The sequence below is a fragment of the Streptomyces sp. NPDC001315 genome (assembly GCF_042896175.1).
GTDB lineage: Bacteria > Actinomycetota > Actinomycetes > Streptomycetales > Streptomycetaceae > Streptomyces.
Genome location: NZ_JBIAWZ010000008.1, coordinates 153,192 through 175,107 on the forward strand (window position 1 = coordinate 153,192; position 21,916 = coordinate 175,107).

18 protein-coding genes are annotated in these 21,916 nt (G+C 69.2%); 6 read left to right on the forward strand and 12 right to left on the reverse strand.

The annotated features are described in order from the left end of the window. Positions 1-15 precede the first annotated feature (15 nt). The 3 genes from ACFY16_RS23325 to ACFY16_RS23335 form a co-directional block, all read right to left on the reverse strand. Positions 16-2,259: a PKD domain-containing protein gene (locus tag ACFY16_RS23325; protein WP_390649083.1), complete on the reverse strand. Its 2,244-nt coding sequence runs from the start codon at positions 2,257-2,259 to the stop codon at positions 16-18. Between the two features lie 719 nt (positions 2,260-2,978). Beyond that, the gene (locus ACFY16_RS23330) at positions 2,979-3,446 is read right to left on the reverse strand and encodes a DUF4240 domain-containing protein (RefSeq protein WP_390649248.1); all 468 of its coding nucleotides are present in this window, start codon (positions 3,444-3,446) and stop codon (positions 2,979-2,981) included. 350 nt (positions 3,447-3,796) lie between these two features. Then, positions 3,797-4,780: a GNAT family N-acetyltransferase gene (locus tag ACFY16_RS23335; RefSeq protein WP_390649084.1), complete on the reverse strand. Its 984-nt coding sequence runs from the start codon at positions 4,778-4,780 to the stop codon at positions 3,797-3,799. A 152-nt stretch (positions 4,781-4,932) separates the two neighbouring features. Between ACFY16_RS23335 and ACFY16_RS23340 the strand changes: the two genes are divergently transcribed. Continuing rightward, positions 4,933-5,643, forward strand: coding sequence for a TetR/AcrR family transcriptional regulator (locus ACFY16_RS23340; protein ID WP_390649085.1), 711 nt, complete (start codon positions 4,933-4,935; stop codon positions 5,641-5,643). Between the two features lie 257 nt (positions 5,644-5,900). Then, on the forward strand, positions 5,901-6,467 hold the full coding sequence (locus ACFY16_RS23345) for a Uma2 family endonuclease (protein ID WP_390649086.1): 567 nt from the start codon (positions 5,901-5,903) through the stop codon (positions 6,465-6,467). 155 nt (positions 6,468-6,622) lie between these two features. Here ACFY16_RS23345 and ACFY16_RS23350 read toward each other — a convergent pair whose 3' ends face one another. Further along, positions 6,623-7,489 (reverse strand): hypothetical protein, encoded by an 867-nt coding sequence (locus ACFY16_RS23350; protein WP_390649087.1) that lies wholly within the window; start codon positions 7,487-7,489, stop codon positions 6,623-6,625. A gap of 125 nt (positions 7,490-7,614) precedes the next feature. Then, a complete protein-coding gene (locus ACFY16_RS23355; RefSeq protein ID WP_390649088.1) occupies positions 7,615-7,938 on the reverse strand; it encodes a hypothetical protein in 324 nt (107 codons plus the stop codon). A 109-nt stretch (positions 7,939-8,047) separates the two neighbouring features. Here ACFY16_RS23355 and ACFY16_RS23360 point away from each other — a divergent pair, with 109 nt between their 5' ends. Beyond that, positions 8,048-11,428: a BTAD domain-containing putative transcriptional regulator gene (locus tag ACFY16_RS23360; protein WP_390649089.1), complete on the forward strand. Its 3,381-nt coding sequence runs from the start codon at positions 8,048-8,050 to the stop codon at positions 11,426-11,428. 59 nt (positions 11,429-11,487) lie between these two features. Here ACFY16_RS23360 and ACFY16_RS23365 read toward each other — a convergent pair whose 3' ends face one another. Together ACFY16_RS23365 and ACFY16_RS23370 are read right to left on the reverse strand one after the other, a co-directional pair. After that, complete coding sequence (locus ACFY16_RS23365; protein WP_390649090.1) at positions 11,488-13,083, reverse strand: FG-GAP repeat domain-containing protein; 1,596 nt, start codon at positions 13,081-13,083, stop codon at positions 11,488-11,490. A gap of 76 nt (positions 13,084-13,159) precedes the next feature. After that, positions 13,160-15,013 carry an alkaline phosphatase D family protein gene (locus ACFY16_RS23370; RefSeq protein ID WP_390649091.1) on the reverse strand — a complete coding sequence of 618 codons (1,854 nt, stop codon included), beginning with the start codon at positions 15,011-15,013 and terminating at the stop codon, positions 13,160-13,162. Between the two features lie 130 nt (positions 15,014-15,143). Here ACFY16_RS23370 and ACFY16_RS23375 point away from each other — a divergent pair, with 130 nt between their 5' ends. From ACFY16_RS23375 to ACFY16_RS23385, 3 genes are all read left to right on the forward strand, one after another. Next, positions 15,144-15,821: a DUF4232 domain-containing protein gene (locus ACFY16_RS23375; protein WP_390649092.1), complete on the forward strand. Its 678-nt coding sequence runs from the start codon at positions 15,144-15,146 to the stop codon at positions 15,819-15,821. Between the two features lie 119 nt (positions 15,822-15,940). Next, positions 15,941-16,384, forward strand: a complete 444-nt coding sequence (locus tag ACFY16_RS23380) for a hypothetical protein (RefSeq protein ID WP_390649093.1) — start codon at positions 15,941-15,943, stop codon at positions 16,382-16,384. A gap of 163 nt (positions 16,385-16,547) precedes the next feature. Beyond that, positions 16,548-16,865 carry a GYD domain-containing protein gene (locus tag ACFY16_RS23385; protein ID WP_390649094.1) on the forward strand — a complete coding sequence of 106 codons (318 nt, stop codon included), beginning with the start codon at positions 16,548-16,550 and terminating at the stop codon, positions 16,863-16,865. A 75-nt stretch (positions 16,866-16,940) separates the two neighbouring features. On the opposite strand, the gene ACFY16_RS23390 is transcribed toward ACFY16_RS23385, so the two are convergent. The 5 genes from ACFY16_RS23390 to ACFY16_RS23410 all read right to left on the reverse strand — a co-directional run bounded on the left by ACFY16_RS23390 (position 16,941) and on the right by ACFY16_RS23410 (position 21,889). Then, positions 16,941-17,756, reverse strand: coding sequence for a DUF2637 domain-containing protein (locus ACFY16_RS23390; RefSeq protein WP_390649095.1), 816 nt, complete (start codon positions 17,754-17,756; stop codon positions 16,941-16,943). A gap of 15 nt (positions 17,757-17,771) precedes the next feature. Further along, entirely contained in the window at positions 17,772-18,056 is a 285-nt protein-coding gene (locus tag ACFY16_RS23395; protein WP_390649096.1) for a hypothetical protein, read from the reverse strand. 286 nt (positions 18,057-18,342) lie between these two features. Beyond that, positions 18,343-20,016, reverse strand: a complete 1,674-nt coding sequence (locus ACFY16_RS23400) for a lysyl oxidase family protein (RefSeq protein ID WP_390649097.1) — start codon at positions 20,014-20,016, stop codon at positions 18,343-18,345. Positions 20,017-20,132: 116 nt separating this feature from the next. Beyond that, the gene (locus tag ACFY16_RS23405) at positions 20,133-21,023 is read right to left on the reverse strand and encodes an alpha/beta hydrolase (protein WP_390649098.1); all 891 of its coding nucleotides are present in this window, start codon (positions 21,021-21,023) and stop codon (positions 20,133-20,135) included. Positions 21,024-21,073: 50 nt separating this feature from the next. Continuing rightward, positions 21,074-21,889 (reverse strand): helix-turn-helix domain-containing protein, encoded by an 816-nt coding sequence (locus ACFY16_RS23410; RefSeq protein ID WP_390649099.1) that lies wholly within the window; start codon positions 21,887-21,889, stop codon positions 21,074-21,076. Positions 21,890-21,916 lie beyond the last annotated feature (27 nt).

A 21,916-nucleotide genomic window follows, 5' to 3' on the forward strand; every position in this document is an offset into this window, starting at 1 on the left:
CCGGGATTGCCTCGCTTACTTCCTGACAGTGAAGTACTGCCAGGAGCTCCAAGTGTTGAGGTTGGTGTTGTCCTTGGTGCTGTGGACGTATTCGGAGGCCATCCGGTATTTGCCATTGATCGCGCCGCTGGTGAGGGTCAGCTTCAGGTATCCGGTGCTTGTGGAGCTCAGGGTGTGGCAGGAGGAGGTGGACTGGGTGTGCCAGGCGCCGCTGTAGTACTTCTGCAGCCGGAAGATCAGGCACTGGCCGGCCTTGTTGGGCGTGACCGCGGCGTTGAACTGGGCCTTCGCGGTGTGGTGGTAGACGCGGTAGCGGGTGCTGCCGTAGTAGGTGCTGGTGTAGTAGCCCGACTGCGACTCCGCCACCCTCGCATAGCCGTAGGCGGTCCTGGACGCCGTCGCTGGGGCGTACTCGAGGTCGCCGGAGAAGGCGGTGGTGAAGACGGTGTTCCGGGTGACCTTGTACGAGGCCACCAGGTTGCCGTGGCTGTCCACCGTGCCCGTCTTGACCAGCGTCTTCGTACCGCCGTACGGCTGAGCGTAGATCGAGACGGTGCGGTTGCTGTACGTCGTGCCGAGGTGCGCAGTGACCGTCGCCGTCGCGCCGTACGCATACGAGGAGGCATTGGTGGTCAGCGACAGGGCCGTGCTGAAGCGGACCGTCGGGACGGTCATCGAGGTGGTCGTGGACGCGGTGTTGCCGGCCCAGTCCGTCTCGGTGAGCCTGACCGCGTAGGTGCCGGGCTTGGCGTAGGTGTGGGTGTCCGTGGTGGTGGTGCCCTCGTCGACGGGCGCGCTGCCGTCACCGAAGTCGATCTTGCGGTTGGTGATGGCCCACGCATCGGTCGAGGCGGAAGTGTCCGCCGTAACGGTCAGCCAGCCGATGGCAGAAGGAGGTGTGGTCAGCTTCAGCGCCGGTACCAACGGGGCGGGCTCGTTGACCCAGACGTGACCGATCCGGGGCACTAGCGTCCGGGTGGCGGTCGTGGCAATCACGCTCACCGTGTAGTAGCTGCCGTTGGCAGGCCGCGCGGTGTAGGTGTGCTGTGCGCTCGGCGTGGTGGTGACCACCGGTGCGCTGCCGTCACCGAAGTCAAAGGTGTAGGACTCCACCGGCGTGGACCACGGGTTCAGCTCCACGGCGGTCGCCGTGACCGGCAGCGGGTACGGCCCCTGATCCGGAGTGACCGTGACCGAGCTGATGTTGTACGGGTCCTGGAACTCGCTGGCGCCGCGATCCCGGAAAATGACGGTTCCCGCCCCCGTGTCCGCCACGAGCGGGTCGTCGACAGAGGTGTATCCGTACATGTCGGTGGGCAACTCGCCGGGAGCGTCGGCATCAGCCGAGTCAAAGGCCGGACTACCGTCCGACGACGAGTCTGGCTGCGCCACAAGGTCGTGGCCGCCCTGGCCGGTCGCCGCCAGCAGCGATTCAGGGTCGGCGTACGAGACTCCGGCCCAGTCGTACGGTGCGGCGCCGGACCCCGGCGGCTGGATCACGTTGTAGTCACTGATGGCCTGTGTCGCCGAGTCCGACGAAATCGAGATCTTCGCGTGTGCTGCGGGGGCCGACGCACACAGTTTGTCGTCGTCGATGCCATCCACCAGGACGTTGTTCTCGAGGGTGGAACCTGTCGAGGCGCCAGCCAGTGCGATCTGGGGAGTGCAGTCGCCAGAGATGCTGTTGCTGGTCACCACAGTGCCCGGCGCGTCCGTCGCAAGTACGGCGCTGCCCCCGTAGCCGCTGAGCTGGTTGGTCGTGATCACCGTACCGGTGACGCCGGGCGCGACAAGGACCTCCTCCGCCGCGGAGCTGTACATCAGGTTGCGGCTGACCGTCACGTCACCGCTCTGCCCGGTGATCCTGATGCCGGGGATTCGACTCCCGGTGCCCCGGATGCCGATACTGGGGACCCGGTTCTGGTCGATCGTGATGCGGCTCGAATCGGTGACGACTACGTCCTCGGCACTGCTGGACATGGAGAAGCCGCGGATGACAATGTCGTGTGCTCCTGAGACCGTAAACGCGTGAGGGTCGCCATGGACGAACGCCGTCCACCTCTTGGCCGCAGTAAAGGTGATCGGCGCATCCGGGGTACCCGACCGTGTGATGTCCACCTCGCCCTTGTACGTACCGCCCGTGACCTCGACGGTCTGTCCCGGCTGTACGGCCGCCGCGGCGGTCTGCAGAGTGCAGTAGGGCTGATCCTGGGTGCCAGACCCGGCGTCTGAGCAGTTGGCCCGAGTTGCGTTGTTCACGTAAAGGGTGTCCGGGGCCGCGACGGCGGGCTGCACGCACACGGCCGTCCCGCCGGCCAGGGCAATGACAGCGAAGGCCGCCAATGGCCGTATTCGCACGAAGAACTCCAAAGCGCAGCGTAGATCATTACGGGTAGCCGGCACCCTACGCCCACGCACCGCAGCGCCACCACAAGCGCAACTCACGTCGGCGGTCTCAGTTCTGGTCTCATTCGCCACCAAGATCATCCCGGGATCAACCCTGTACTCGGCGGAATGCGGCCTGCGTGAGCACTGAACGCCCGCGCCCCCGCTCTCTGAACAGCTGCACCACAACCACACCAGATCGAGCGGGGAACACCGGGGCACCACGGTGAAAGCAGTCGAGCCCGCCGATGCCGCACCCCGGCTGTTCGCCAAGGTCAGCGCTCAAGGCGCCCGCAGAGGCGCGCAGCTTCCCAAGCTGAGGGCTCAGCGATGCGGTCACGAGCCAGCCGTCACAGCCTGCTCTGGTCAACGGGACCGGCGGCGTGGCTGAGGCTCGTGGAGGCGGAGCGAGGCATACGCGTGCGTGGTCGGGTGGCGCACCCGCCGTCGTGGCTGACTGTCGTCGGCTGAGGTTCAGGCGAAGCGCGTCGAAAGGCCTGGCTGTCAGCCGATCGGACTGAAGTTGGGCCATCTCTGGGCTGGCCGCCCTGAGCGAGATCGTTTACGAAATCCCGGTCAAGCGGTAGCCCGGCTCAGTCCCGCAGGTGCGGCCAGCCGTCCAGGTTGGAGCAGCTCTCGAAGGAGTACCGGGTCAGGTGGTCCCACTCCTCGCCGACGGCCAGTTCGTACGCCTTGTCCGGCACGTACAGGAGCCATTCGCCGTCGCGCTCGGTGGAGGTGTACGGGACGAACTTGTCGACATCGAAGAAGACGCTCTCCCACACGTCCCGTCCCGCGGCCACCACAGCGCACCGTGCGTACAGGAACCCGTCGTCCGACTGCGGGAAGGGGCTGCCGTACCTGGCGGTCAGGTCGACGACGGGGAGGGTGCCGAACCGTTCTTGGTCCAGACGGTAGAGCGCCTCGGCATGGCGTTCCGCGAAGCCGACGATGTCGGGGACGGAGCGGCGGCTCAACTCTTCAGCGAGGCGCTCGCAGTTCACTTGGGTGGCTTGACCCTCCAAGATCGCTATCAGCGCCCAGAAGTCGGCCCATGTCATTGGCACGGACGCAGGATGTCATGGCGGTCTGACATCCATGGCTGACATCAACGAGGCCGGACGGCGGCATACGCCAGCACCCTCGCACGACCGCCAAACCTGCCGATGACGGCATCAGGGGCGGGCGTGGATCGAACTCCTAAAGCGGGTGTCGCAGGTTCCTGCCGGGGGCACAGAGAAACACCAGGTCAGGAGCCCTTCCGTCCAGCGGACGGGAGGGCTCCCGCGCTTGCGGCACACATAGGGCTCACATGCTGACGGCGATCGCCGTCCTCCCGCCCCGCACTGTGCAGCGGTACGCCCAACACGTCCGCCGACGCCAGCTCGGCGTGAGCCGACCCGGATGCTCGTCACTCCGGAGGACGGACGGGTTCGTCGTCCCAGGCCATCGAGGACATCCTCCAGCCTGCCCGGGTGCGAAGGAACTGGGTGGTCTTGTGACCATGTGCCTCGAAGCGCTCTCCGTCCTGGACACCTGACTTGCCGTACCGGCTGAACCGGTGAGCGACCGATCCGAAGATCTCCGTGCGCTCGGAGACCTCCCACTCGGAGAACTCCGTCAGCGTTCCGTCGGTGAGCATCTTCTGGCGCGGTTCGATGAACGCGTCCACGTCCATGATCACGGGTGCGGCCCCGGCGTTCGAGATGATCCTCCCATCCGGGACGAACAGGTCGCGGATGGTATCCAGATCGGGTCGCCTGCCGCCGGTGTTGGTGAACGAGTTCATGAACAGACCCATCAGTCGGTCGAGTTCGGCCTGGACTCCTGATCCGGACGCGGCCGGTCCCTCCGTCGGCGGCCACTCCTCCGCCAGGACGGACCAGACCTCGCTGTCGTGCCGCAGCCCGCGGTACGGATAACGCTGCCGGAGCACGCCGTCCCGGGTCATGCCCAGGCGGCGCGCAGCCGCGATACTGCGGGTGTTGCCCGAGGCGACCCACCACTCGACCCGGCTCATCCCGCGTTCGGCGAAGGCCCAGTCGATCAGCGCCCGGCACGCGCGGGTCACCAGCCCGTGACCCTGCCCGGCCTCCTCCAGCCAGCAGCCGATCTCGCACACTCCCGAAGCGGTGTCGAAGCGGGTGAACATGACGCCGCCGACCAGCTCACCGTCCAGCCATATCCCGTATATCCGGCCGCTGTCGGAGGCCAGGAGGTCGGCGTAGCGCTGGAGGGTCGTCGTGGCCGAGGGCAGGTCGGTGGTGAGCGACGCCCATGGGATCCACGGGTCGACCAGGGGGCGGGCCCGGTCGATGTGCGCGAGGAACTCCGGTGCCTGCCAGGGCTCCAGAGGGCGGAGTTGAGCGTGGTCGCCGAGCGCGAGAGTGAACATGGGCGTTCCGCCCTCCAGGTCTGGGCCGGTGAGAAAACGGGACGAGGCTGCCGGCACGAAAGCCGTGGCGCGGAGACTGTGTCACGGAGGCCGTCGGCAGACCACATGGCGAAGGGGGTACGTAACAAGCGTTTGGTACGTACGCTAGCAGCATGCCGCCACCCGCACCCGGAGATCACGAAGCCCGCCGCAAGGACGTTTCCGAGGCGGTGTGGCAGGTCCTTGCCGCCAAGGGGTTCGGCGGCCTGACGCTGCGCGCCGTCGCCACGGAGATGGGCGTCTCGACCGGCATGCTGACGCACTACTTCCCCAGCAAACGGGCCCTTGTCACGCACGCGCTGGACCTGCTGGAACAGGACACCGCTGGACGCCCGCGCCGGACGCCTCCCGCCGATGGCCTGCCCACCGTGCGGGCCATGCTGCTCGACATCCTGCCGCTCACCCCGGCCGACACGGCACGCAACCGCATCTGGGTCAGTTCCTGGGACCTCTCCCTCGCCGACGACGCGCTGGCCGCCCAACAGGGCGACCGATACACGAGGTTGCGCGACAGCTTCCGCCCTCACCTCGAAAGGGCACGCGGCCTCGGGGAGATCCCCACGAACGCCGACCCCGGCCAACTGGCCGCCGCTGCCGTCGCCTTCGTCCACGGACTCGTCGTCCAGGCGCTCTTCGACCCCGGGCGCTTCCCCGAGGACGTACAGATCGCCATGGTCGACGACTTCGTCGCCTGGCTCGTACGGTCCGGGCCCGACACGGCCCCCGGTGCGTGCCATGACCTCTCAAGCCGGCTCTCGTCCGGCCGCCTCAACGCAGAGCCCTCAGCACACGACGCATACATGAGCCAGGAGGAACTCTCATGAAGGTCGGAATCGTCGGAGCCACCGGACAGGTCGGCACCGCCATGCGAAGGATCCTCACCGAGTGGTGCCGCCGGCCCGCCCGGTCCCCTGGTGACGAGGCCACCGTGCCGGTACCTCACTCTTGTCGTGGGCGCGCTGGTGTCGGATGCCGGCCGCCGGGGAGGGGCGTGAGCGAGACCAGGGTGCCGGAAGGACGGCGGACAGTACGCTGAATCCAGCGGGAACGGGACCGCAGCACAGTGTCCAGGAGGTGCTTCATGACGGCCGAGATGATGGCCCCGGCGTGGATGCATGAGCAGATCACGGTGGAGGAGTACGAGTCCTGGTCCGAGGAGCAGTGTGTGGGCATCGAGATCGTGGACGGGATGGTCGTCGTGAGTCCGAGCGCGTCCAAGCGGCACAACCGGCTGGCTCGCATTCTGGCCAACGCCCTGGATGGCGCCGCGGGCCCGGAGTGGAACGCCGACACGGACTTCGACGTCCGGCTTCAGGACGTCCCGCTCACCAATCGCCGTCCGGACGTCGTCGTGTACCGCGCGGACACGATCGACATCACCCCCACCCGCCCTGAGCACGTGCTGCTGGTCGCGGAGGTGGTGTCGCCAGGCTCGGAGACCACCGACCGGATCGTGAAGGTCGACCAGTACGCCAAGGCAGGCATCGGCTTCTACTGGCGGATCGAGCAGGCCGCGACAGGCGTTCCTCTCGTGTACACCTACGTTCTCGACCCCGCGACGAAGACCTACCGGGACGGAGACCTGTTCACCGGTGTCCTCAAGGCAGTGGCCCCCTTCCCGGTGGAGATCGACCTCGGGCAGGTCTGACCTGGCGCTGATCAGCAGCCGGCAGCGCGTGAGCGACGCGTGAGCGGACAGCCCGGCACAGGGCGGCATGAGCCGGATCAAGTGCCGGGTGGTGCCTGGCGCTGCCGCGCGCTGCTGATTCCCTCTGGTCAGAACTGCACGGCTGCGGTCACCGATCACGTCGACTCGTCCGGCTTCGGCCGCTCGAGGTACTGCAGGACTCCACCGACGGTGAAACACAGTGCGCCGGTAAGGGTTCCCCAGTTGGCGGTACCGGTGTTGATCTGGCTCCCGGTCACCGGGCGGGTGAATGCGGCCAGGGCGGAGATCAGGAAGAGCCAGGAGCCGAACTGGTTGATCGCGACGATCCACCAGCCGAGACTCCGTGTGTGCAGACAGGGCCAAGGCCATGGCCACCCATGACAGACCTCGCCGAAGGCGAGGTGTCCGGAGATGAGGAACAGCGTGCATCCGATCATGTCCGGGGCCCAGATCAGCCGGTTGGTCTGCTGGACGGTGAGTCCGCGCAGGAACGAATCGAGGAGGTTGATGCCGAAGACGAGTGTTCCTGCGAAGAGGACGAAGGTGCTCAGCCAGTCGATCCGGTGCGGCTCGTAGCTCCACCATCTCCAGCCGGGAGTCAGCAGGACACCGTGGTCGGCCCTGCGTGGCGTGTTGATCGCCTGCAGCAAGGAGGCGTAACCACCGGCGGTGAAGAACAGGCCCCCTGTGAAGTAGATCGAGGCACTCGTCATCGGGCTGCCGGGGCCGAACTGCGAAAGACCGCCACCGAGGGCGAACAGGAGTCCGCCGATGCAGAACGAGACAGCCGCGACGGTGTTCAACCTGCGCAGGCGTACGAGTGACACCGTGCCCGCGGTGCGCAGGCGGCCCTCGGCAGCCCCTTCGGCGCGCACAGTCAGCGTTCCGCGCTTACGCGCGGGACGAGACTCCCAGACCGCGGTACCGCCCTCAGGAAGGGCCCATGTGAGCCGGGTCGTGAACGGTCCCGCGCCCTCGCCACGCTGCTCGGATCGACCCACTCGGCGAGCCTAGCTCCGCGGTCTGCGATCCGGCGGAACCTGCGCGGGGCGGCACCCCCCTGGCCGAGCCGGGCCGGGGGATGGCACACCCCTTGGCCGAGCCGGGCCGGCCTGCGCAACGACTGTCACGATCCGTTGGGGGCGCCCACCCGGCTGTGCCAGGTCCGGTGCTCCGCGCGGAGCACGGCGCGGGCCGCCGCGAGGATCTCCTCGTCCGTCTCCACCCCGGATCCCGTCAGGACCTTGAGGAGCCGGTTCCGCCACACGTCGGGGTCCGTCTCGTACGCCTCCAGCACCCGTACGCCGTAGCCGCTGCCCCCGCGCAACCGTCGGCGGACCGCCTGACTCAGCGCGGCGTGGAGATCGTGAACGGCTCCGCGCCCGGAGTCCGTGAGTCCGGCCGCCACCCCGGTGGCCAACGCGGTGGCCACCACATCCACTTCGGCCACTCGGGCCCCCTTCAGTTGTGCGGGTTGTGCGATCTGGCGTCCATCACCCTGGCCGAAGGTGCTGCAATGCTGATGAAATTCCGATGAAGTGCGGGAGCGGAGGCTCGGGGTGGGCGGGGGATCTCCTCAGCGGCTTCGGATCGAGGTGCTCGGGCCGTTGCGGGCCTGGCGGGGCGCGGCACCACTGGATCTGGGGCCCGTCAAGCGGCAGGCCGTGCTGGCCGCGTTGCTGCTGCGTCGGGGGGCCGTGGTGAGCCATGAGCAGCTGCTCGACGGGGTATGGGGGTCGGAGCCGCCCGCGTCCGGTCAGAAGGTGCTGGCCAGTCACGTCAACCCGCTGCGCAGGGCGCTCGACGCGGCAGGCACCCGGCATACGGAGTCGGTGATCCGCAGCGGCAAGGGCTGGTACCGCTTCGTCGTCGACGAGGTCCGGCTCGATCTGGCGGACCTGGCCGAGCGGGCCGATGAGGCGCTGCGCACCAAGGCGTCCGGCGACCTGGCCACCGCGACGGACCAGTTCTCGGCAGCGCTCGCCCTGTTCCGGGGCGAGCCCTTGGCCAACGTGCCGGGACCGTTCGCGCAGGCCGAGCGGGAGCGGCTGTCGGAACGTCGGCGAACGCTCCGGCTGGAGAGACTCGAGTGCCTGGTCCTGCTCGGCCGGTTCGCCGATGCCCTGGACGACCTCGCCGCGCTGTCCGCGTCCGATCCGTATGACGAGTCGCTGCTGGCCTTGCGGATGCGGGCTCTGTACGGCTGCGAACGTCAGGCGGAGGCGCTGAGCGCCTATGAGGACATGCGCGTACGACTGCGTGACGAGCTCGGCGTCGATCCCGGTGAGGAGCTCCGCCGGGTGCACGAGGCCGTGCTGCACCAGGACGACTCCGGCCTCCTCGGTCCGGTGGATCCTGCCGCGCGAACGCTCTTGAAGCTCCCCCTCCGCGATGGACTGGCGGCGGCCGTGCCGAGGCGACCCGGGTCGTCATCGGGGCGGTCCGCTCCCCCGCCACGCGACAGTGCTCCGTCGGCGCCGGCCGAGTTGCCGCACGATGCCGCGGGGTTCGCCGGCCGCGCCGACGAACTCGCCCAACTGCACGCGTTGCTCCCGCCGGAGCGGGGGCCGGGGCCGGCGAAGACGGTGGTCATCTCCGCCATCGGCGGTGCCGCCGGCATCGGCAAGACCGCTCTGGCGGTGCACTGGGCGCACCAGGTGCGTGATCGCTTCCCGGACGGTCAGCTGTATGTGAACCTGCACGGTTTCGATCACGATCGGCAGCCGCTCAAGGCCGGCGAAGCCCTTGAGCTGCTGCTGCGCAGCCTGGGGCTCGAGGCGTCGGAGATCCCCGCGAACGACGAGGCCCAGGCGCGGGTGTACCGGACCCTGCTGGCCGGCCGACGCCTGCTCGTCCTGCTGGACAACGCGGCCTCGGCGGAGCAGGTCCGTCCGCTGCTGCCGGGCAGCCCGTCCTGCTGTGTCGTCGTCACCAGCCGTAACCGGCTCGGGGATCTCGTGGCCCGTGACGGGGCGCACGCCCTGCCGTTGGACCTCCTCCTGCCGGCCGAGGCCCGCGCGCTGCTGAGCGAGGCACTCGGCGCGGACCGGCTGTCCGCCGAACCGCACGCGGTCGACGAACTGATACGGCTGTGCGGCAGCCTTCCGCTGGCACTGCGCGTGGCCGCCGCCAGGCTGGCGGGCGATCCGGGTCTGCGCCTGGCCGATCTGGTCACGGAGATGTCCGAGGGCAACCGGCTTCAGGCGCTGGAGCCGGACGGCTACGAGAACTCCCCTTTGCGGACGGCCTTTTCCGTGTCGTACCGGGTGCTGGTGCCCGCGGCGCGCCGGCTGTTCCGGTTGCTCAGCCTGTTTCCCGGTCCGGAGTTCACCGCCGAGGCCGCGGCGGGCCTCCTGGGCGCGCCGCTGCCGCAGGCCCGGCGTCTGCTCGGCGCGCTGGCCGCCGCCCACCTGATCGAACCGGTGACGGTGGGCCGGTACCGGTTCCACGATCTTCTTCGCGAATACGGCCAGGAGTGTGCGCAGGCCGAGGAGACGGCGGCGGATCGTGACGCCGCGCTGGAACGTGTCCTGATCTGGTACCTGCACGCCACTCGCGCCGCCGCGGGGACCTGGCTCTTCCCGGAGCTGCCCGGCGCCCTCGACCCAGGTGATCAGCAGGGCATGCCGTCCGCCGGCGGAGCCGGACAGTGGCTGGAGGCGGAGCGGGCGAATCTGCTCGCGGTCATCAACCATGCGGGCCGCCACGGTCCCCGCCTCGTTGCCAGGCATCTGATCTCCGCGCTGTTCGGCCATTTCTGGCTTCATCTGCCGCGGGCGACGTGGCAGGCCATCGCACAGACGGCGCTGGAAGCGGCCGTGACCGAGGGCGACCTGCCCGGCCAGGCCGCCATGCACACCAACCTCGGAGTGATCCATTGGGACTGGGGACAGCCCAGGGAGGCGACGGAACACCACACCCGTGTACTGGACATCAGCCGGGAGCTCGGTTGGCCGATCGGGGAAGCCGCGGCTCTCGGCGTCGGCGGCTGCGTGGAATGGAGTATGGCGCGCCTCGACAGTGCGTACGAGCGCCTCACCGCCGGCGTGCGGATCACCCATGAAACCGGAAACCGGTCCCTCGAGACCTTCGGGCTGCTCGGTCTCGGTCTGACCTGCCGGGATCTGGGCCGGCTGCGGGAGGCCGCGGATCACCTCGAACTGGTCATCAGCCGCAACGCGGAGACGGGCTGGTGGGACGACAGCCTGGCGCTGCAGATTCTGGGCGGGGTCTACTGGGAGCTCGGCCGTCTCGCCGACGGCCTGGCCGTCCTCGGCCCCAAGGTGACCGCCGACGAGAGGGGCGGATACCGCAACGGCCGCGCGATGATGCTCGACGCCATCGCGAAGATGAACATCGAGCTCGGCCGTCACGACGAGGCGCTGACGCAAACCGAGCGCGCCTTCGCCATGGTCAAGGCCCCGGGACGGCCGTGGATCCAGTCCGGCATCCTCAACACGGTCGCCGCCGCCCACCGGCATCTGGCCCACCTCGACCGAGCCCTTCAGGCTGACACACACGCCCTCGCCCTGGCCCGGGAGGCGAGGTTCAGACGAGCTGAGGCGGACAGCGTCCTGGGGCTGTCCCTCACCCACCGGCGGTTCGGCCGCCACGAGGATGCCCGCCGCCATGCCGAGGAGGCCCTGCGCCTGGCACGTGAGTACGGCTTCCGAGTGGTGGAGGGGCAGGCCCTGACCGTCCTGTGCGGTACGGCGGAGTCCGAGTCGGCGTATGCCACAGCCGTCGCTCTCGGCCGGGAGGCGCTGGCCGTACACCGTGGGACCGGCCACCGGCTCGGCGAAGCCCGCGCGCTCGTGGCACTCGCCCGCGCCCTCCAGAAGACCGACAGCGCTGCCGCTGACCTCATGCGGCAGCAGGCGTCGGACATCTTCTCGGACGTGGGCGTACCGCCGGAGGGGTACGAAGACATCGACTGGTGATGCTCGCGGGCCGGTCCATGTGGCTCATGGCTTCCCGTGGGTGTCCGGCCGGGCGGAGCTCACAGCAGGTCGGTCCAGCCGCTCCAGCCGCTGGTGGCCTTCGTGACGCGGGTTTTGAAGCCGCCGGTGCCGGTGCCGGCGTAGAAGTACAGGGCACCGGTGGAGTTCGTGGCCATGAGGTCGGCCTTGCCGTCGCCGTTGGCGTCGCCGGGCGAGAACAGCTTCTTGTACTGCTGCCAGCCGGTGCCGACCTTCACCCGGGCCGAGAACGGGGCGGACGCGACGCCGGTGCCCGCGTAGCGCCACAGGACGCCGGAGGTGTCCCGGGCCATCAGGTCGGGGCGGCCGTCGCCGGTGAAGTCGCCCGCGCCGACGACGGCGTTGTAGCGCTCCCAGCCGGTGCTGATCTTGACGCGGGAGCCGACAGAGGTGCCGGTGCCGTCGCCCGGGTAGAGGTAGAGCGTGCCGGCGGTGGTCACGGCCAGCAGGTCGCCCTTGCCGTCTCCGGTCACGTCGCCGGGGCCGACGATCCGGTTGTAGGAGGTCGATCCGGTGGCGAGTGTGGGGTCGGAGAGGGCGTAGAACGCCGGGTTGGTCAGCTTGCCGGTGCTGACGGACTGGACGACCAGGTCGGCGAGGCCGTTCTGACGGAGCGAGGAGGCGTACGCGAGGCGGGTGGTGGCGGACGGCCAGGCCGCACCGACCAGAAGCTTGCTGGTCAGCGTGCCGGTGCCGGTGACCTGGTAGCTGTAGACGCTTCCGGCGGACGTACGGGCCATGGTCCCGAACTTGCCGAAGTGCGGGTTGTTGCCGGCTCCCGCGAACTGCGTGACGTTGCCCCAGCCCTTGCTACGGGCGGACCGGGTACCGAAGGTGCCCTTGCCGTTGCCCGGGTAGAACCACAGAGCGCCGGAGAAGTCCCTGGCCAACAGGTCGGCCTTGCCGTTGCCGTCCCAGTCTCCGCCGCCGATGATCTGGTTGTACGACGCCCACTCGGTCTTGGGGTCCTTGACCCGGGTGCTGAAGGTGCCGCCCTTCCTGCCCTGGTAGCGGTAGAGGACACCGGCCGGGGTGCGGGCCAGGAGGTCGCCGACCCCGTCGCCGTTGAGGTCGCCGGCACCGATCAGCTGGTCGTACTGCTGCCAGCCGGTTCCGACCAGCACGCGGCTGCCGAAGGCGCCGGTGCCCTTGCCGGGGTAGTAGTAGAGCGAGCCGGCCGGGGTGCGGGCCAGCAGGTCGGCCTTGCCGTCGCCGTTCAGGTCCCCGGGGGCGGTGACCTTGTTGTAGACCTGCCAGCCGGACGCGACCGTACGGTACGAGCCCAGGCCGCCCGGGGTGCGTGCGTACAGGCCGGTGTGGAAGTACAGCACGCCGCTCGGACTGAGGGTCAGCACATCCTGCACCCCGTCCGAGTCGAGGTCGCCCGGGGTCAGTACGTCCTTGACCTTCGCGACGTCCGAGTCGAGGACCATGGTCTCCGCCGAGCCGGTGTTGACGTACAACTGGCCCGCGACGTTGCGGTAGACCAGGTCGGACGTGCCGTCTCCGTCGAAGTCGCCGCGCGCCGGGGTGGTCGCGTCCGCGCTGGTGGGCAGCATCACGAAGACGCCTGCCGCGAGTACCGCCGCCGCGCCGGCCAGCACGGATGCCTTCACGGCAGAGGAGCGCCGGTGTGCGTGGCTCCCGTCGCGCCGCCGGGGTCGGGTGGTGAACACGTTCTCTCCCGGTGGGTCAGGGGGTGGTGGAGACGGCGGTGGAGGCGTCGCTCGGGGACTCGGCGGTGGAAGGCGACGCGGGGTCGGTCGCCGTGGCCGGGGCGGCGGTCGCTTCCGCCGAGGCCGGTGACTGTGTGGGATCCGCCGAGTCCGTCGTCGCCGTCGCGTCCACCGGAGTGGCCGTGTCCGCCGGAGTGGCCGTGTCCGCCGCCCCCGCGGACTCCTCCGCGCTCTCACTCGTACTCGCTGAGGGCTCGGGCTGGACGCCGACCTGGTACACGCCCGGCACACCGTCCTCCACTCGGAAGGTCGCGGCTGTGGCGGTCGTACCGTTCTTGGTCACCACGGTGGAGATCGCCCGCAGTTGTGCCTCGACGCTGTCCGCGGTGATGTCGAAGAGCAGATAGCCGCGCCGGGCGTCGATGATCTTCCAGTGCGGATTGTCCGCCAGCTTGGGCGCCCACTCGGCGGCGAAGGCCACCAGATCCTCGTCGCCGTTGCTGGAAATGGAGGTCCCGACGAACTCCGCGCCGACCACCGCCGAGTCCGCGTCGTCGAAGTCCAGCTTGAGGTCGCTGACGATGGTGCGATGCCGGTCGCCGGACAGCACCACGGGGTTGCGGACGTCCTGGAACTCGGCGAGCAGGGCGGCGCGTTCCTTCCGGTAACCGTCCCAGGCGTCGTACGACCACTCCTTGCCCTCACCGGCGAGGAAGTCGGTCTCGGCCATCATCACCTGCGAGGCGACCAGGTTCCACCGCGCGCCGGAGGTGCGCATGCTGTTCACCAGCCAGTTCCGCTGGGTGTCGCCCATGATGACGCGGCCGGTCTCGGACGCCGCGTCGGGGGTGGTCGCCTGGTCGTCGCGGTACTGCCGGGTGTCCAGGACGTGCAGCCGGGCCAGGGTGCCGAAGTCGAGCTTGCGGTACATCAGGACGTCCGGACCGCTGGGCTTCTGCGCGGCCCGGATCGGCATGTGCTCGTAGAAGGCCTGGAAGGCGGCGGCCCGGCGGGCCAGGAACTTCGCGGTGGGCCAGGCGACCGGGTCGTTCGCCACGTCGCCCGCCCAGTCCTGTTCCACCTCGTGATCGTCGAAGACGACCACGAAGGGGGCGGCGGCGCGCATCGCCTGCAGGTCCGGGTCGGTGTTGTACTGCTCGTGGCGGGCACGGTACTGGGCGAGCGTGACGGGCTGGCCCGTGCCTTCGTGACGGCGTACGCGGTAGGAGTAGGCCGAGCTCTCGTAGATGTAGTCGCCCACGAACAGCACGAGGTCCGGCTTCTGTTCGCGCATGTCCCGGTAGGGGGTGAAGTAGCCGTGCTGCCAGTTCTGGCAGGAGGCGAGCGCGATCCGCAGGTTCTCGGGGGTGCTTCCGGCAGCGGGGGCGGTGCGGGTGCGGCCGGTGATGGAGGTGCGGCCCAGCGCTTTGAACCGGTACCAGTAGTCGGTGGCCGGGGTCAGCCCGGTGACGTCCACGTGGACGCTGTAGCCGAGGCCGCTGCTCGCCGTCGCCGTACCGCTCTTGACGATCTTGGTGAAGCCGCTGTCCGAGGCGAGTTCCCAGGTCACCGCGACGGTGGGGGCCAGGATGCCGGAGCTGCCCTGGTTGGCGGGCACCACCCTGGTCCACAGCACGATCGCGGTGGGCAGCGGGTCGCCGGAGGCGACGCCCAGCTTGAAGACCGTGCCGCTCACCGACGCACCGGCACCGGCCGTGGCGGTCCCCCCGCTCACGGAGGCCGAGGCGCTGCCCGTCAGGAGCTGCCCGGCGGCTACGGCACCCGCGGCCCCCAGGGTGACAGCTCCCGCGCCCAGGAACCGCCTACGGCGTACCCCGTTGATGCCGTTGTCGTTGCCGCTCGGGTGCACACGCGCGCCTTTCCCCCCAGAGGCGGTGCGCTGCGCAGCGCCGGTGAACGTGATCGCCGTGGATTCTATGCAATACCCTCACGCATGCGGCACCGGGTCCGTCAATCCGTTCGAACAACCAGCGGGAGCCATGCGCCGACCATTGATCTCCGCAGTCACGGTCCTGCTCCTCGTCGGCGCGGCAGGGTGTTCGTCGTCCGCCTCCTCGTCGTCCGGCGGCGAGGAGAGTGCGGGAGGCGGTTCCGGTTCGGGCTCGTCGAGCACCGTGGCCGGCGGCGGGTCACAGAGCGGCGGCTCGCCGAGCGCCGGCGGGAACGGGGCCTCCGGCAAGAACGGCGGCAGTGGCGGCGCGTCCGCCCCGCCCGCCGGGGTGCTCTTGGGAGCCGACTCGCTTCCCAGCCCCGCCGCCGACCACTGCCGTACGAAGAACCTGACGGCCGTGGCACGCGGCACCGGGCAGGGCCGAGCCTCGGTCGTGATCACCAACAAGGGGGACGGCTCCTGCACGGTGCGTGGCTTCCCCTCCCTTCTCTTCATCAGCGAGGGCGGCCGGACCGAACTGCCGGTGGACTGGGCCGGGGCAGCCGCCGACGCCACGAAGCTCACGCTCGCTCCCGGCGATTCCGCTGCCGCCACGCTCACCTTCACCAGCCTCGACGAGTGCGAGGTGGTCACCGGCCTCGACGTCGTCCCTCCCGGCGAATCCCGGTCCCTCACCCCCGCTTTCACCACCACGGGCGGGAAGAAGAAGGCGGCGCGCATCTGCGACACCGGGGTACGAGTGAAGGCGTTCTCGCCCTCGCGGTGATGTCGGGCCATGCGGCATCGGCCCCTCCTCGGGTGAGCTCCCCGAGCTGAGGGCCCGGATGTCAGAGCCGGCTGCTACCTTCCGCCGTTCAAGAAAGACCGGAAGGGAAGGAGGCTCTGGTGGGGGCTTCGGACTGGGACTACTACGTGCCGTACCAGGAAGACCTGAACGCCGCGCTTCAGCAGTTGCGGCGAGAGGTGTTCGAAACAGGGGACTACTACTGGGTGAACGGTGGCGACTGGCGACCGGAGGAGGAACGGGAGCCTCGGCCGCGGTCGCTGGAGGAGCTGTGGGCGGACGAGTCGGTCCAGGAGACCGGCACACACTCGATCCTGGACGTCTTCAGTGTCGTGGGGCCTGACGACACCCCGGACTACTGCACCGTGGAACCCGTGACGGCCGACGAGGCACTCGAGTTGCTGGGGACGGAGAAGCTGACCCGTGCGCACGTCGAGGACTTCGACGTCTTCCCCCGGTCGCGATGGATCGGACGGTGCGCGGTGCTGCACGACGACGAGGGCACGCCGCGAGAAATCCGCTTCTGGGGCCACTCGGGGGACTGAACGGCAGGTTCGACGCCCCCGGACCGACAGCCACACCCTCCGTGATCAGCCGAAAGCGGATTGGCTTCCAACGAGTGAATCGGACCGCTCGGTGAGTGCCGGCCCGGGCGACACGGGAAGGCCATTCTGCATACCGGACATGCGATGTGCAGGGAGCGTCCCGATGCCGAAGTTCCTCATCCAGGCCACCTATACGCCCGAGGGCACCAAGGGGCTGCTCAATGAAGGCGCCAGTGGCCGCCGGGCTGCCGTCGACCAGGTCGTCTCCGACCTCGGCGGGAAGGTCGAGGCCATGTACTTCGCCTTCGGGGAGGAGGACATCGTGCTCATCATCGACCTCCCCGACCCGGTCTCCATGGCCGCCATCAGCCTCGCCGTCAAGGCCAGCGGCGCCCTGCACACCCGGGCCACCCCCCTCCTCACCCTCGCCGAGATCGACGAGGCCACCCGCCGGCAGGTTTCCTTCCGCGCCCCCGGCTGAGCTTCGCGCCGCACAACGCCGAACAGCAGGATCCGGTCGCTGTGCCGCGATTGCCCGCCCTGCGGCCCGACGGGTTCATGGCTGGGGAGGCGAAGCCGACTGGCTGCGAGCATTGCGGAGCTGGTTGTCGGAGTGCCGGTGGCGGGAGATCCGCTGGCGCGGTGGGCGGGTCAGTGTGATTTGACGGACCAGTTGCTGGAAGCAGGCCAGGGACGCGACGGCCGGCAAGGCTGCTGCGGCGATACTCGTGAAGGTCCTGTCGGCCTCGGCCACGCAGAGCATCATCGCGAGGGAGGAAAACAGCAGAACGACGAACCAGGAGTGCAGGGCGCGGCGTTGGTGCAGGGCGGTCCGCAGGATGGAGAGCGAGGCCACCATCCAGGGGCCGTAGATCAGAAGGGGCCACCAGGGAACCGCTCCGCCCTGCGTACCGGATGCGATGTGCCGCAGAGGTGCGTAGGCCACCATGCCGCCGAAGACACTCACCATCGACACGATGACAGCGGCAACTGCGGCCATCACGAAGCTGACCGTCTGCAACCACGTGAAGCGCAGTTTGCGGGCTCGCACCTTCCGATGGCCGGCCGAGAAGCGCCGGATGGGCGGCAACTCGGCAGTGATCTGCACCAGGTTGTCCATCGGATCGCCGGCGAAGCCCGCGTCGGCCGACGGCTCGCTACGAGGTGGCGGCACGGCAGCCGCCTGATCCGCCGTCGCGGCGTCCTGCAAGAGATAGGTGAGTTCCTCGACCGGGTCCCAGCCTTCCAAAGGGGCCGCCGAGTGCAGGGCATCGTCAGGGCCCCTGTGCCGACCGGTGGACACTCCGGTGGCGTATCCGCCGGGATACCGTTCATGTCGGCCGAAGGAGATATCCGGGTAGTCGTCATTCACGAAAATGTGCCCCCGTCACGTGCGGGGCGCGTGGCAACCGGAAAGTCCCTGACCGTTCCACCGCCGGCCGAGTTCCTCCTGGGCCGCGTCCAGCAGCGTCAGAAAATCACTGAGCAGCGACTCAGTGACCCGCAGTTCCACCGCTGCACCGTCCACGTGCAGCGTGCCGCTGGCATCAGGCGACGAATACGCCGCCGCGGGCGTGTAGGTGTATTGCCCGACTGTCACACCATGGGCCGCGGGCAGATCCTCCGCCGCCGCTCCGGTGCGGTGCGAGCCAAAGAGCCTTGCTTTCGTCATATCTCGCTAACGCCGCTCGACTCATCCAGATGCGCGGCAAAAGAGTGAGCGTAATGCGGCGCAATCATTGACGAGGGCGTTTGTCATTAGAACCGGCCGGGCCTGCGTTCAGCACGTAAGGAGTCGAGCGGTTTGTCTTTTGAGTTCTCTTCGGACAGGAGAAAGATATTCCGCCGGAGGGCCTCGGTCGGTCTTACGACTTCAATATCGACTTCTGCTGTCCAGGAAGATCACCCCGGGCCCGCATCGTGGCAGCGAGCCCGGGATGTCGTGGCTCACCGCGTCACTAATGGACGTCGATCAGGTCGTGCGGCGGTACGGTCACCGTGCGGGCGTCCGGCGTGCCGCCCAGGACGACCTTGCGCAGGGCGACGTTGTTGTTGAGGTTGGTTTCCTGGAGACGCTTCTCCGGGTTGGCGATGACCTCGATGTAGTACGTACCGTTGGGCAGGCCGGTGATGTCGAAGGACTGGCCGGGGCGGTACTGGGTGTACGTGTCGCCGGAGCCGACGTCGAGGACCTCACGTACGGAGATCGAGTTCTGCCGGCCGCAGGCGGTCGACAGGTCGGTGTTGTACGGGTGCCAGTTGGCGTTCTTGACCGTGTAGTCGATGGCGTCGGTGTTGGCCAGGCAGAACGCCTCCTTGCCGCTGCGCACCTCCTTGGTCTTGTCCTCGCTCAGCAGGCGGTAGCTCGCGAAGTCGGTGAAGTGCCAGTGTTCGTGGCCGATCCGGGGGTCCCACTCCATGGTGCCGGTGGGGGTGTAGCCGACCTGCTTGCCGTTCGCGTCGTAGAAGTACTGGTACGCGTCCATCACGTCCTTGCCTGGGCTGCGGAAGCCGTCCACGACGAGGGGAGCGGGGCCCGCGTTCCAGACGTTCGCGCTGAAGGCGAGGTAGTCCTTGCCCGGCACGTCCCCGTCCTCGCCGTCCGTGATGGCGATGTCCCAGGCCGGGAGCGAACGCAGATCGGGCTTGGGCACGTTCGCGGGGGCGCCCGCCCGGCCGAAGGGCCGCCTGGCGTTGGGCGTGAGCGCGGGCGCGATGCGCGAGCCGTCGGTGTGGCCGGGGGCGTCACCCAGGTGGTGCGCCAGGCCGCGGTCCTCGAGTGCGTGGGAGAGGGCGGGCGGGGTGGGTGCGTCGGCGCCGCGGGGGCCGTGCTGGTGGGCCGAGCCGACGGCGGGCGCCATGTGCCCGGAGTGCCCGGAGTGCGCGTCGTGGCCGGCCGTCAGGCCCTGGCCGCCGCCCTCGTCACTGATCTGCCGTACCGTCACCTTGACCGTCGGCTGATCGTTCGGGATGCCGAACAGGTCGCGGTACTTCTTGGCCACCGAGACCTTGGCCGTGTACTCGCCCGCCGGCAGGTCCACCGGCTTGTCGTAGTCGACCGTGCTGGAGTTCGACGCCCAGCCCTTCTCGACGCCCCACACCGAGCCCAGCGTGAACGGATTGGTGGAGCAGCTCTCCGGGTAGTGCGAGGTCGCCGGCGCGTCGGGGCGGAGCCGGCCCGAGGCGTTGTTCGGGCAGAAGGTCCCCTTGTTCTTCGACACCTCCTGGCCCGCCGCGTTCTTGATCGACACCTCGAGGAAGCCGGGAAGGCCGGAGAAGTCCTTCACCAGGCCGGCGGGGAGGGTCTTGGTCTGCGTGCTCCTGCCGTTGCGGAGGATCTGCTGCGCGACCACCGGGTCCTTGTACGACTTCCGCGTCACCTTGAGCTCCAGCGGCGCGTTGTCGACCGTGACGTACGTGCCGAGGTCCAGGTAGACCCCGGGGTCCCCCTCCCAGCGGTCGAGCGTCACGGAGTTCGACGCGGCGATCAGCTTGAGCTTCGGTTTCCCGGGTGTGGCCGAGGCCGCTCCGGCTCCGGGAGCGGCCCCGGCCGCGGTGACGACGACGGTGAGCGCGGCGCCTAAGGCGAGCGTCGAGCGCTTCAGACGGTGGCGTTGTTCCTGACTGGTCATCGGTTCCTCGTCTGCGATGCGAAATCTGTGTGCATCCTGTGAGAGAGGTAAAAGGTGGGTCCGGGTTGCCTGTTGAGGAACCCTTCGCCCCGATGGCCCCTGTGTGCGCGAGCGCCTCACAAGCTCCGGTCGAAGAAGTCGACGGCCCGTTCCACGGCCGGCACCACATACGTGTCGTCGTCGTAGAGGTCGATGTGGTTGCTCGTGTCCAGCACCACCAGCTCCTTCGGCTCGGGCGCCGCCGCGAACGCCGCCTCCGCGTCGGTCAGCGGGATGGCCTGGTCGCCGCGCCCGTGGACGATGAGGAGGGGGGTGGTGAGAAGAGGGAGGTAGGCGTCGACGTCCAGGGTCAGTTCCTGGAGGACCGACAGGGCCGTGCAGCGGTTCTCCCAGCCGGGGCGGGCACCCCGCTCGGTTCCGTAGTACGCGTACGGCTCCGGGCCCGGGTTGCCCGCGGGCATGCCCTCGGGGTTGACGGCCGGCCAGTACTCGACCTCACCGCTCTCCGCCTGCCGCTGCGCGATCTGCGCGAACTGGCCCATCAGGGCGGCGAAGTTGTCCGCGCCGAAGCGGTCGTGGATCAGCTTGGGGTTGTTGTAGGCGGCGGCGACCAGCGCCACGGCCTTCACCCTCGGGTCGAACGCGGCCAGCTGCACCGAGTAGATACCGCCCAGGCACACCCCGCACACCGCGATCTTCTCCGGGTCGACCTCCGGCCGCGCGGCCAGGTACCCGACCGCGGCGCGCAGGTCGGCGACCTTGGCCGTGGCGTCCTCGTGCTGGCGCTGCTCCCCCTCGCTGTCGCCCCAGTTGCGGTGATCGAAGGCCAGGGCGATGTACCCGCGCTGCGCGAACCGCTCCGCGTAGTAGCCGGTGACCTGCTCCTTCACCCCGGAGAACGGGCCGGTCAGCACCACCGCGCCGCGCGCGGTCCCCGACTCGGGCAGATGGAGGTCACCGGCCAGCCGGTAGCCGTCGCCGAGGAACTCGATCTTCTCGATCTGCATCGTCAATCCCCCTGTGAATGTGACGCGTTGGCGTCTTCGTGAAAGGAACGCTATTCGGGGACGCGCCCCGCGTATTGCACGTTCTTGCTGCGAAGGCCCCGCCACCCCGCGCCGCGGAACGCCGCCTGGTAGACGGCCGGGGTCATCCCGTACGCCTGGGAGAACGCCCGGGTCAGATGCGGCTGGTCATGGAAGCCCGTCTCGAACGCGACCTCCGCGATGCCCATGTCCCGCCGCAGCAGCTGCCTGGAGCGGTCGAGGCGCAGCCGCAGGTGCAGTTTGTGCGGCGGCAGTCCGAACCATGCCTTGCAGACGTGCACGAGCCGGTACTTGCTCAGCCCCGCCACCGCGCTGAGCTCGTCCAGCGTCACATTGCGCGCCAGGTTCTCCCGCAGATACTCGCGTACGGTCTCGGGGACCCGCCGCGCCACACCCCGCTCGTCCTCCGCGCCGCCGGGCGCGTGACCGGCCAGCGTCGAGACGAGCTCCAGTACGCCCGTCTCGTGCGTCAGCGCCGAGCCCGGCGGCCCGGACGGCCGGTAGAGGGAACCGTGCACGGCCCGGAAGCGTTCGGCCGACCCGGCGTCCCGGATCACCGGGTCCCCGAACCGGACCGCCTCCGGTGCGGCGACCTCCGCGATCAGCGACGGCGACACGCACATGATCAGCCAGCGCGCCGAGCCGGGATCGTCCGGCGCCCCGGAGTGCGCGTCGTCCGGATGGAGCGCGACCAGCTGACCCGGAGCCGCCCGGAACGTCGTACCGCGCCTGCGCACGGTGAAGCCGGAGCCGAGCACGAGGACCAGCTTGAGCTCCTCGTGGACATTGCCGCTGTAGGACTGCGCCCGGCCGTCCACCACGACCACGTCCGGAGCGTCGCCCAACCCCCTTGG